Below are 11,842 nucleotides of genomic sequence, written 5' to 3'. Positions count from 1 at the left end.
CGCGGAACAGTCCTCGTGTCAACCGGCTGCGGGCCTAATTGCCCAGAACGCCCGTGCTGAGCACATGGAACACGCCCCAGAACGCGGTCACGAGGATCGAGACCATCCCGATCAGTTGCACGTAAAACCGGTGCCTGCGCAGTCCTCGCGCAAGGTCCGGGCCTTCGGGCTGCACCTCTAGGATCAGGCGGGCCGTACGTTGGGACAAGAGCCCGACCAGCGCGAAGGGAAACGCGATCATGAACGCGGCCTGAAAGAACTCCACCCGGTAGAAGAACCCAAGCACCAGCAGCGTGGTTAACAAAAACCCCGCAAACCCGGCCACGAACACACCCGCGCTTGACCCGATAACCAGCAGACGCCGAGCGTTGATCCGCGCCAGCGCCTCCAGATCGCGCCACGCCTGTTCGTCATTTCGGCGAAAGGCGCGCTGAACCATGTCGTAAGGCACGCCCACCGCGTAGTGGCTCATCGCCGACCAGAACACCGCCAGCGTGATCCAGAACCACATGCTGGAGAACGACCGCATGTCGATGATTTCAGTTGCAGCGATTGTCAGGTCCACGAGCACGTCCGGTCTGGTTTGCCGCGCAGACATTAGGACCGCGCTTCGGAGAGTTCCAGCCTTGAGATAGGGTTAAAACCGTGTCACCCAGTGAAAAACAATAGCGATCAAGGCAAAACCATGCGCCCGACCCAAGCCCCCTTCCCTCATGCCCGCTTTCGTCGCATGCGCAAGAACGCGGCCCTGCGCGGGTTGGCGCGCGAACACACCCTCACGGTAGAGGACCTGATCTGGCCGATCTTCGTTTCGGAAGCCGAAGGTGCAGGTCCGGTGGCCTCCATGCCCGGAGTGGACCGCGTAACGGTCGATGGCGCGGTGAAGGCCGCAGAACGCGCCGCAGCGCTCGGCATCCCGGCAATCTGTATCTTTCCCTATATCGACTCTGCGCTCAAGACGGAGGACTGCGCCGAGGCGTGGGACGAAAACAACCTGTCCAACCGGGCAATCCGGGCGATCAAGGCGGCGGTGCCTGAGATTGCGGTGATGACGGACGTTGCGCTGGATCCGTACAACATCAACGGGCATGACGGATTTGTCCGCGATGGCGTGATCCTGAACGATGAAACGGTGCAGGCACTGGCCAAGATGGCGCTGGCGCAGGCCGAGGCCGGTGCGGACATTCTCGGCCCGTCGGACATGATGGACGGGCGCATCGGCGCGATGCGCGCGGTGCTGGAGGCCAACGGCCACCGGGATGTGACGATCATGAGCTATGCGGCCAAGTACGCGTCGGCCTTCTACGGCCCATTTCGCGATGCGGTTGGCGCGTCGGGCGCATTGAAGGGCGACAAGAAGACTTACCAGATGGACCCGGGCAACACGAACGAAGCACTGCGCCTAATCGAACGCGACCTTCTCGAAGGGGCGGATATGGTCATGGTCAAACCGGGCATGCCGTATCTGGATATCTGCCGCCGGGTAAAAGACGCGTTTGGTGTTCCGACCTATGCCTATCAGGTCTCCGGCGAATACGCGATGATCAAGGCAGCCGCACAAAACGGCTGGATCGATGGCGACAAGGTGATGGCTGAGTCGCTGCTGGGGTTCAAACGCGCCGGCTGCGACGGAATTCTCACGTATTTTGCGCCGGAAGTTGCGCAAAAATTGCGTGATGGGGTTCTGTGACCGCGTGAACGGGTGACAGCCCCCCACGGGTGGTTTACAGTACCGTATAAAGGGGCCGGAGTGCCCTGCCACACAATTGAGAGTTCGAGCATATGACTTCTCCCCTGTTTTCGCGTCGGGCGGCGATGGTCGCCATGGGCGCATCCGCACTAGCCCTTGCGGGCTGTAATTCCGTGTCCGGCAGCGCGCAGCGCGCGGCAACAATAGACACACGTGTTGACGCCGCACTGGCCTTTCTCGACAGCGATGTGCCCGGGGCGCGGGAACTGGGCGAGAAAGCTGCCGGTGTTCTGGTCATGCCGCTGCAGACCGAAGCGTCGTTCGGGTTCGGCGGTGCCTATGGACGCGGCGCGCTGCGGGTTGGCGGCGCGACGATTGACTACTATCAGGCCACGCAGGCCAGCTTCGGTGTTCAGATCGGCGCACAGCAATATGCCCATGCGATCTATTTCATGACCGAAGAGGCGCTTCAGAACTTCCGCAACGGGCTGGGCCTGACCGCAGGCGGCGACCTGAAGCTGACGATGGCGGACAATGCCCAACAGATCAGCGCCGAGACCCTGACTGCGGTCGACCCGGTAATCGGCGTGGTTTTCGGGCAGGCCGGTCTGATCGGCGGGGCCTCGATCGACGGGACCGTTTACAACCGCATTATCCCTTGATAGCGCGCAGCCAGTGAGAACAGCCGCCTCGGCAGACACCGGGGCGCGACAGGGGGCATGACCTGAATGGCGCGCTTGTTTCGCTGGCTTTTTCGCGGTTTGATCACCGCTCTGGCCTTGCTCGGGTTCGCGGGCATGGGGGCCTATTACTTTGCCAGCCGGTCACTCCCGGACTACGACGCACGCCACACCGCGCGCGGCCTTGATGCCCCGGTGGAAATAGTTCGGGACACGCACAATGTGCCCCATATTTTCGCTGACTCCGACGATGACGTGTTCTTTGGCCTTGGCTATGCCCATGCCCAGGACCGACTGTGGCAGCTTTTGATGCTGCGCCGAACCGCGCAAGGCCGCTTGTCGGAAGTGTTCGGGACACGCACCTTGCCAATCGACGACCTGCTGCGCCGGTTCGATTTCTATACACTCGCGCAAAGCTCCGTTGCAGCCTTGCAGCCCGATACCCGAGCCGCGCTTGAGGCATACGCGCGCGGTGTGAACGCCCGGGTAGAGGAGGTCAACACGCGCGCCTTGGGCCGCGGTGCGCCGGAGTTCTGGCTATTCACGCCTGAAATCGCGCCATGGCAACCGGCGGATTCCGTCGTTCTGATAAAGCTGATGGCGCTGCAACTGAGCACGCACCTGCCGACAGAGGTCCTCCGCGCCCGCCTCTCGCTGACCGTGGGACCGGAGCGGGTGGCCGATCTGATGCCGGATGCGCCCGGAGATGGCATCGTCGCTCTGGAAGACTTCGCGCAGCTTTTCCCGACGCTCGATGCGCGCCAGGCGATGGGTCCGGTGACACAGCCCCCTCCCATGTCGCCGGTGCAGAACAGGGTGACAGCGGGCGCATCGAATGTCTGGGCCGCGGATGCCAGCAGATCGACCGCGGGCGGTGCCCTTCTGGCCAATGACCCGCACTTGCAATTCACCGCACCGTCCCTTTGGTATCTGGCCCGGCTGGAGCTTTCTTCTGGCGGCGTGATCGGAGGCACCATCCCGGGCATTCCGGCGATTCTGACGGGGCGTTCGGATCGGCTCGGTTGGGGGCTGACGTCGTCCTATGCGGACGATCAGGATGTCTTGCTGGAACGCCTGAACCCCGACAATCCCGAAGAGTACCAGACCCCGGACGGATACAAGCCGTTCGAAACGCGTCGCACCGTCATCCGGGTGAAGGACGCGCCACCCGTGACGATCACCCGGCGCTGGAGCGACAACGGACCGATCCTGACGGGCGAACAGTACGATCTGGCCACCATCACTCCGCCAGGGCATGTCGCGGCGCTGAGCTGGACCGCGCTCAGCCCGGCGGACACCTCCATGGATGCGGCCATCGGTTTGATGCGCGCGGGAACACTTGACGATGCGCTCAGGATTGCAGAGCGGTTCGTGGCGCCGTCGCAAAACCTGATGATCGCCGGAGAGGACGGGATTGCCCACAAGTTGGTGGGCGCCCTGCCCCGACGGTCGGTGCGCCACCAAAGCCTCGGCCGGCTGCCCACACCGGGCTGGCGCCCGGAGAACCGCTGGCAAGGCGCCATGGGCTATGCGGCCAACCCCGAAACCCGCAATCCCGAAAGCGGCTTGCTGGGCAACACGAACAACAAGATCATCGACCGCCCGTTCCCGCTACACATCTCGTTCGACTGGGGCGACACGCAACGCATCCAGCGCTGGCAGCGGCTGATGTCGGCGCGTCCGGTTCACACCCGTGAAAGCTTTGTGGAGGCACAACTCGACACCGTCAGCCCCGCCGCACGCACGCTTCTGCCGCTGGTTGCGCGGGATCTGTGGTTCACTTCAGAGGCTGCCCCGCAAGGCACGGTGGAACGCGCCCGCAAGACCGCGCTTGATCTGCTGGCCGAATGGAATGGCGAGATGTCCGAGCACCTGCCGGAACCGCTGATCTATGCACAGTGGATGAAAACGCTTCAGGATCGGTTGATCCGTGACGAGTTAGGCCCGCTCGCCGGAGCCTTCACCCATGTGGAACCGCTGTTCCTCGAACGTGTGTTCCGCGACGTGGAGGGCGCTGCGGTCTGGTGTGATGTCATCCAGTCGGTCGCGCAGGAAACCTGTCAGGATCAGGCACGCGCCGCGCTGGACGAAGCGCTATTGACCCTTCGGGAGCGCAATGGCGGTGGCATCACGGCATGGCGCTGGGGCGACGCGCACGAAGCCGCGCATGATCATCCGGTCCTCGGCGATATCGCGTTCCTCGGCGCGATCGTGAATATACGCCAGTCGACCTCCGGCGGGGATTTCACGCTCAATCGCGGCCTGAGCGCTGGCACGGGCCCGAACCCATGGCAAAGCGGAGATGGCAGCAGTTACAGAGGGGTCTATGACTTTGCCGACCCCGACAGTTCGGTATTCATAACGGCGACCGGGCAATCGGGTCATCCCCTGTCCCGGCATTATGATGATTTGGGCGAGTTGTGGCGGCGCGGCGAGTATATTCCGATGTCCCTTGATCCTGATCTGGCCCGCGCGGGTGCCATCGGGATCACGCAACTGATCCCGGCCGCGAACTAGCCCGGAAACGCTTTCTCGAACGCCGCTTTCTGCCGGGCTGTCCAGACAACGTGCAGGTTGTAACCGGTCTCGCTCAGGTTTTCATGCTCCACCAGACCCTGTTCGAACAACCACGCCCGCGCCCGCCCTTCGGCAAAAGCCAGATGCAGATCCTCGGCCACGCGCGGCTCTGACAAATGCGCTGATATCCCTTGTGTGAGCGCCTCGAACCCGGTGCCATTCAGAGCCGAGATCGCAAACACCTTCTCGTGCCGGTCTGCGGCGGTGATCATGGCCTCCTCTTCCGGGGCGGGCAGTTGGTCGATCTTGTTCCACACCTCCAGAACCGGCGTTTCCTCGGCCACGCCCAGACGGTCCATGATCGCCAGAACATCGCGCGCCTGCGCTTCGGTTTCGGGATGCGAGATATCGCGCACATGGACGATCAGGTGCGCCTCCAGAACCTCTTCGAGCGTGGCACGGAAGGCCGCGACCAGTTCCGTGGGCAGATCAGAGATGAACCCCACCGTGTCCGACAGGATGATCTCTGTTCCGTCGGGCAATTCCAGCGACCGCATGGTCGGGTCAAGTGTGGCGAACAGCATGTCCTTCGCCAACACGTCCGCGCCGGTCAAACGATTGAACAACGTGGACTTGCCCGCATTCGTATAACCCACGAGCGCTACGATGGGGAACGGGACCTTGCGCCGGGCGGCCCTGTGCAACTCGCGGGTTTTCACCACCTTCGACAGTTGCCGCCGGATGCGGGTCATCGCGTCGTCGATGGCACGGCGGTCCGCCTCGATCTGTGTCTCCCCCGGCCCCCCGACGAAGCCGAGCCCACCGCGCTGACGCTCCAGGTGGGTCCAGGACCGTACCAGCCGGGTGCGCTGATAGCTCAGCGCAGCCAGCTCCACCTGCAACACCCCCTCGCGGGTGCGCGCGCGATCTGCAAAAATCTCAAGGATCAGGCCCGTCCGGTCGAGGATCTTGGTCTTCCACGCTCGTTCCAAATTGCGTTGCTGAACCGGCGTGACAGGCCCGTCAATCAGAACGAGGCCCACCTCCTCGGTCTCGATCCGGCTGCCCAGTTCATCGAGCTTGCCCGATCCAAACAACAAACCGGGCTGAGGTTTGGGCAGCCGAACGATGTCACCGCCGACAACGTCGAGGTCGGGGAGTGCACCCGCAAGCGATACCGCCTCCGACAGCGCATCGGGCGCATTGCGGCGATCACGGTCCGAGGTCAGTTCGGGATGCAGGACGAGCGCGCGGGTCGGCGCAGCCTTATGCTCTTGCAGGTCGGTCAGTCTTCACCTTCGTAAAGGCTGATGGGTTGGGTCGGCATGACGGTCGAAATCGCGTGTTTATAGACCAGCTGGCTCTGACCATCGCGGCGCAGCAGGACGCAGAAATTGTCGAACCACGTGATCACCCCCTGAAGCTTGACTCCATTGATCAGAAACACGGTCACCGGGACCTTTGTCTTGCGAACATGATTAAGAAAAGCATCCTGCAAATTCTGCTTGTCGCTGGCCATTCTGTGTGCCTTTTTTCTTTGTTTTGCGCAGAGCCTGAAGCAATTTCGTGCGCTTGCCTTTGAATATCTAGCCACTTTGTGGCCGATTCCACCCCCAATGACAATGACATAGCAGGCAGGTGGCTCAGTTTCGCCAGAAGTCAGGATTGAGAAGCGCAAGGATGGCCAGGGTTTCCATCCGTCCCAGCACCATTGCCCCGCACAGGATGACTTTGGCCATGTCCGGCAGCGCACTGTAAACAATGGGAGCTTCGCTGGCGATCACGGCGACAGGACCGGTGGTGGCGAGCGATGCAATCGCCAGAATTGCCGACTCTTCGAAAGCGATGCCGGTCAGCGACAGGAGCGCCATCACCCCGGCGATCGACAGTGCAAACAGCATGAAGAAGATCCACGCGATCGCCGCCCCTTCGCGGCGCAGACGCCGCCCGGCATACCCGGCCCGCCCGATCGACGACGGATGGATCAATCGCTCCATCTCGCGGACCCCGTGTTTGTAAAGCGCATAGACCCGCAGCAGCTTCACCCCGCCCGCTGTCGTGGCAACCCCGCCGCCGAACAGCGCGATCCCCGCCAGCAGGAGGCCCGGCGTTTGCAACCCTGACCAGTTCTGCGCCTCGTCCCAACTGGCGGACTCTAGCCCGGTGGTCGTCAGAAAAGACAAAACCATGAAAATGCCACCCCAGAGCGCCGGCAATGCCTCGCTGTTCAGCGTTCCATCCACCTCGAACGCACCGACCCAGTGGCGAAAGAACAGGAACACCGGAACGGCGGAGATGAAGATCAATGCGATGCGTAATTCCCGGTCACGGCGGATCAGGTGCCAATCGGGATGAAGCCCCCCCTCGAACAGGCGCCGGGTCACCGCAAAGAAGAAGAACGCGAAAACGGCAAGCTCGGCTCCGAACCCGCCGCCCGCCTCCCCGACGGTTTGACCCGTCGAGATGCCGGAGGTCGACAGCGTCGCCATGGCGTGCAGCAAGGCCGAAGCAGGTTGCTGGCCCGCGATGACCAGAAACAGCCACAGTGCCGCAGTCAGGGTAACATAGATCGGGGTCAGACGGCCCGCGAACCGCATGACCCGGTCGTGCGGGTCGGCATAGGCGCCGGAAACCCGCGCATTGCCGCTCCCAACCTCGGTTTCGGAAGTGACCTCGAACCCGCCGAGGGTCAGCGGCGCAAGCACGGCGAAGGCGGTGATCCAGATCAGGAGCCCGCCGAACCAGCCCACGATCCCACGCCACAGGTGCACGGTCATGGGCAGACGGTCCGGGTCGAACACGCTGGCCCCGGTGGTTGTCAGGGCCGAGACCATCTCGACATAGGCGTTCAGGAAACTGCTTGCCGGTACGGCCTCGCGCAGCGGCAGGGCGAGCATGACCGGCAAGAGCGTGTAAATGGCCAGAAGCGTCGCAAGATAGGCCCGCCCGTCGATACGCCGTGTTCTGCGCGACGTGGCAAGTCCGACCAGCACCAGCAGGATCAGAAAAAGCGTGGCACCGTAGAAGAACGGCCGCCCCGCATCCAGGTCGCGGGTCGCGGCTCCGAAAATCGCCGGTGCATACATCGCAGCCGCCCCGAGCGCGCACACCTGCACGAACAGTGGAACGGATCGCGCGGCAAGCAACATCAGAAGAAATCGATGGAGACCTGCAAGAGCCGCTCCACCTCCGGGACATCCTCGGACAGGGCGAACATGACGATCACGTCGCCCTCTTCGATCCGCGTGCCGCCGGACACACGCAAAACCTTGCCCTTCTTCAGAAGGCCCGCCACCAGCACGCCTTCGGGGAAACCCACGTCGCGCACCAGCTGCCCCGCGAGGGGCGAGGTGGACAGGACCTGCGCCTCGATCACCTCCGCCTCGGCATCGCCGATGGAATAGACCGCCCGCACGCGCCCGTGCCGGATGTGGCGCAGGATCGAACTGACAGTCGTGGCCCGCGGGTTGATGTAGGCGTCGATATCAAGCGGGTTCAGCAGCGGTACCAGCGTCGGGTCGTTGACGAGCGCGATGGAGACAGGGCACCCCTCGGATTTGGCCCGCACGGAGGCGAGAAGGTTGGTCTTGTCGTCATCGGTCACGGTCAGCACCGCATCGGCCTTGTCGATATTGGCCTCTTGCAGCAGTTCGGAATCAAGCCCGTCGCCATTCAGGACGATCGTACGCTCCAGCGCATCTGCGGCGTACTCTGCACGCGCCCTGTCTCTTTCGATCATCTTCACGCGAACCCGGTGCTCTCGCTTTTCAAGCGTGCGCGCGACCGACAGGCCCACATTGCCGCCCCCGACGATGATGATCCGTTCCTGTTTGCGGGTTTGCTTGCCGAACACCTCCAGCGTGCGCACGATATCTGCCACGTCCGTAAACAGGTATATCTGGTCGCCGGCAAACAACTGGTCGCCCGGTTCGGGCGCAAACAGCGTTCCCTTGCGCCGGATGCCAACAACGATGGATTGCAGGGTGGAGAACAGGTCGGTCAGTTGGCGTAGCGGGGTTGCGAGGACCGGGCAATCCGCGTCCAGCGTGATGCCCAGAAGCTGCGCCTTCCCGCCCAGAAAATATTCAGTGTCAAACGCCGCCGGGGCCGCGAGGCGTTGTAAGGCGGCCTCTGCCACCTCACGCTCCGGGCTGATCACCACATCGATCGGCAGGTGATCGCGCCGGTAAAGGTCGGAATAGATCGCGTTGAGATAGCTGCGCGCCCGCAGGCGGGCGATCTTGCGCGGCACTTCGAAGATCGAATGCGCGATCTGGCACACGACCATGTTCACCTCGTCCGAGAACGTGGCCGCGATCACCATATCGGCGTCCTGCGCACCCGCGGCACGCAGTATGTCGGGATAGGACGCAAAGCCGGTGATTCCCTGCACATCCAGCGTGTCTGTCGCCCGCCGGATCAGATCGGGATTGTTGTCGATCAGGGTGACGTCGTTGCGTTCCCCTGACAGGTGGCGTGCGATCTGCCAGCCGACCTGCCCTGCGCCGCAAATGATAACCTTCATGCCCGCCTCGCGAGAACCTGTCATGCCGGGATAACGCAGCCTTGCGTTGAGGAAAAGGCCCGCGATGGGCTAAGGTCAAACAGTACTGTGCGTTCCGGAGCCCCAGATGACACGAAAACTGCTTTTGGCCCCCCTTGTTCTTGCAGCCTGCGGTCCAGTGGTGGCGTTCGACAAGACGGGGGTGTCCGTCTCGCGCCTGTCGTCGGACCTGCAAACCTGTTCGGCACGCGCGCTGGCGGAAGCGCCGCAGGACGTGCAGGTGATCTATACCTATGAACGCAAGTTTCGCAGTCGCGGGTATGGTCGCGCGCCACGTTGGGAATGGGACCGGGAACGTGACATTGTCGATGTGAATGAGGGAAGGCGCGCAGTTGCGCTACAGCAATGCATGATCGATGCCGGCTATCGGGTGCGCGAAGTGCCCCGATGTTCCGGCACGCCGGTCGACATTGATGGCGCCTATCGCCAACCATCGTTTTCCGATCAAAGCTGCGCGGTGAAAATTGACGGGATCGGCCCGGTGATCGTCGCCCCGGCCAGCGTGGCAGGATAGCCCGGATGCGCTGGTTCGGACTTCTGGCATGCGGTTTGGCACTCGCGGCCTGTGCCCCCGCCCCGATCATCGTCTATGACAAGCAAGATGTCAGCGTTACGCGTTTTTCCACGGACTATTCCGCATGCCTCGCCACTGCCGAAAGCCAGGCGCCGGTGATTATCCAGAACCAGACGAGCTATGGCGCGACCGTTGGCGTCGGAACGGGCTGGTCATCCGGCTGGTACAGCAATGGCACCGGCGTTGGCCTGAGCGTCGATACCCGGCGCGTTGACATCAACGAAGGGCGCCGATTGGCTCTGATGCAAAGCTGCATGAGCCGCAAGGGCTACACCCCGAAACAGATACCGGGCTGTTCGACGGACGTGCAGCGCCAGACCGTGGTGTTGAACGAGTATCGCCAACCCGCGATCACGCAGCAAAGCTGCGGCGCGCAACTTCAGGGGCTTGGCCCGGTGATCCTGTCACCCTGAGCGTGGTCAGGCATCCTCGACGCGCGCCACCCGAGCCCCCGCGCGGGAGGTCGTCACCACGTTGAGTGACTTGAGCTTGCGGTGTAGAGCGGAGCGTTCCATTCCGACGAACGCGGCGGTGCGCGAGATATTCCCGCCGAACCGATTGATCTGGGCCATCAGGTATTCCCGTTCAAAGAGTTCCCGCGCCTCCCGCAGCGGCAGTGTTGCCAACGCACCGCTGACCAGAACACCGCTGTCGGCTTCGGGCGCGGCATCGAGGCTGGGAAGCTCGCTCGCAGCGATCTCGCCGCTGTCGTTGCCGAGGATCAGCACGCGTTCGATCACGTTGCGCAGCTGGCGCACGTTACCCGGCCACACCATGGTTTGCAGCAACGCTTCGGCCTCTTCGCTGAGTGCGCGGTTCGGCAGCCCCTGGGTTTCGTTGAACTGGCCGATGAAAGCGCGTGCCAGTTCGGGAATATCCTCCCGCCGCTCTGACAGGGACGGCACTTCGATCGGCACCACGTTGAGCCGATGGTAAAGCTCCTGCCGCAGGCGGCCCGCCTCCACGGCGTGTTCGAGGTTGCTGGTGGAAGACGAGATGACCCTCAGGTCCACCCGGATGTTGCTGGACCCGCCCACGCGCTGAAATTGCTGATCAACGAGCACGCGCAGGATCTTGGACTGCGTGCCAAGCGGCATATCCGCAATCTCATCAAAGAAGATCACCCCGCCATCGGCCTGTTCCAGAAGACCCTTTTCAATTGCGCGGTCCGCCCCTTCACGTCCGAACAACACGTCTTCCATGCGCTCAGGTTCAATCGCAGCCGAGTTCACGGAAACGAACGGTGCATTGGCCCGGTTGGAATTGGCGTGAATGTAACGCGCCGCAATTTCCTTGCCGCTCCCGGCTGGGCCGGTGAGCATGACGCGACCATTGGACTTGGTCACTTTGTCAAGCTGCCCGCGCAGCGCCTTCATCGCAGGCGACGCGCCCAGCATTTCCGTGGCGACAGGCCCCTGGCGGCGCAGTTCGGCATTTTCACGTCGCAGGCTCGACGCCTCCATCGCGCGCTTAACGACAACCAGCAACTGATCGATATTGAAGGGTTTTTCGATGAAGTCATAGGCGCCCTGCTTGATCGCAGCGACGGCGATTTCGATATTGCCGTGGCCTGAAATGATCACGATCGGAATCTCGGGCCGCTCACGCTTCACTTGGGTCAGGATGTCGATCCCGTCCATATTGCTGTCCTTGAGCCAGATATCGAGGATCATCAGGCCGGGTGGATCAGCTTCGATTGCGGCCATGCAATCATCCGCGTTGCCAACAGCGCGGGTCGCGTAGCCCTCATCCTTCAGAATATCGGATACAAGTTCCCGGATGTCGCGTTCGTCGTCAATGATCAGAATGTCGTTCAT

11 protein-coding genes are annotated in these 11,842 nt (G+C 62.6%); 5 read left to right on the top strand and 6 right to left on the bottom strand.

The window, feature by feature from the left end; genetic code table 11:
• Positions 1 to 34: 34 nt before the first annotated feature.
• Positions 35 to 598: a component of SufBCD complex gene (locus ACP15N_RS00695; protein ID WP_425090293.1), complete on the bottom strand. Its 564-nt coding sequence runs from the start codon at positions 596 to 598 to the stop codon at positions 35 to 37.
• A gap of 87 nt (positions 599 to 685) precedes the next feature.
• Between ACP15N_RS00695 and hemB the strand changes: the two genes are divergently transcribed.
• The 3 genes from hemB to ACP15N_RS00680 all read left to right on the top strand — a co-directional run bounded on the left by hemB (position 686) and on the right by ACP15N_RS00680 (position 4,887).
• Positions 686 to 1,690, top strand: coding sequence for a porphobilinogen synthase (gene hemB, locus ACP15N_RS00690; RefSeq protein ID WP_425090292.1), 1,005 nt, complete (start codon positions 686 to 688; stop codon positions 1,688 to 1,690).
• Between the two features lie 92 nt (positions 1,691 to 1,782).
• Positions 1,783 to 2,352: a YSC84-related protein gene (locus ACP15N_RS00685; protein WP_425090291.1), complete on the top strand. Its 570-nt coding sequence runs from the start codon at positions 1,783 to 1,785 to the stop codon at positions 2,350 to 2,352.
• Positions 2,353 to 2,418: 66 nt separating this feature from the next.
• A complete protein-coding gene (locus ACP15N_RS00680) occupies positions 2,419 to 4,887 on the top strand; it encodes a penicillin acylase family protein (protein WP_425090290.1) in 2,469 nt (822 codons plus the stop codon).
• Here ACP15N_RS00680 and hflX read toward each other — a convergent pair.
• From hflX to trkA, 4 genes are all read right to left on the bottom strand, one after another.
• Positions 4,884 to 6,167: a GTPase HflX gene (gene hflX / locus ACP15N_RS00675; protein ID WP_425091582.1), complete on the bottom strand. Its 1,284-nt coding sequence runs from the start codon at positions 6,165 to 6,167 to the stop codon at positions 4,884 to 4,886. The genes ACP15N_RS00680 and hflX overlap by 4 nt on opposite strands.
• 5 nt (positions 6,168 to 6,172) lie before the next feature.
• A complete protein-coding gene (gene hfq / locus ACP15N_RS00670; protein WP_425090289.1) occupies positions 6,173 to 6,406 on the bottom strand; it encodes an RNA chaperone Hfq in 234 nt (77 codons plus the stop codon).
• Positions 6,407 to 6,530: 124 nt separating this feature from the next.
• On the bottom strand, positions 6,531 to 8,036 hold the full coding sequence (locus tag ACP15N_RS00665; protein WP_425090288.1) for a TrkH family potassium uptake protein: 1,506 nt from the start codon (positions 8,034 to 8,036) through the stop codon (positions 6,531 to 6,533).
• Entirely contained in the window at positions 8,036 to 9,412 is a 1,377-nt protein-coding gene (gene trkA / locus ACP15N_RS00660) for a Trk system potassium transporter TrkA (protein ID WP_425090287.1), read from the bottom strand. The genes ACP15N_RS00665 and trkA overlap by 1 nt, the downstream gene beginning before the upstream one ends.
• A 106-nt stretch (positions 9,413 to 9,518) precedes the next feature.
• Here trkA and ACP15N_RS00655 point away from each other — a divergent pair, with 106 nt between their 5' ends.
• Together ACP15N_RS00655 and ACP15N_RS00650 are read left to right on the top strand one after the other, a co-directional pair.
• Positions 9,519 to 9,965: a hypothetical protein gene (locus ACP15N_RS00655; RefSeq protein WP_425090286.1), complete on the top strand. Its 447-nt coding sequence runs from the start codon at positions 9,519 to 9,521 to the stop codon at positions 9,963 to 9,965.
• A gap of 5 nt (positions 9,966 to 9,970) precedes the next feature.
• A complete protein-coding gene (locus tag ACP15N_RS00650; RefSeq protein ID WP_425090285.1) occupies positions 9,971 to 10,438 on the top strand; it encodes a hypothetical protein in 468 nt (155 codons plus the stop codon).
• A gap of 6 nt (positions 10,439 to 10,444) precedes the next feature.
• On the opposite strand, the gene ACP15N_RS00645 is transcribed toward ACP15N_RS00650, so the two are convergent.
• The gene (locus ACP15N_RS00645; RefSeq protein WP_425090284.1) at positions 10,445 to 11,842 is read right to left on the bottom strand and encodes a sigma-54-dependent transcriptional regulator; all 1,398 of its coding nucleotides are present in this window, start codon (positions 11,840 to 11,842) and stop codon (positions 10,445 to 10,447) included.

The sequence above is a fragment of the Tropicimonas sp. S265A genome (assembly GCF_049800835.1).
Taxonomy (GTDB): Bacteria; Pseudomonadota; Alphaproteobacteria; order Rhodobacterales; family Rhodobacteraceae; genus Dinoroseobacter.
The sequence above is the reverse complement of the archived record's forward strand: the minus strand, read 5'-3'. Positions and strand labels throughout refer to the sequence as shown.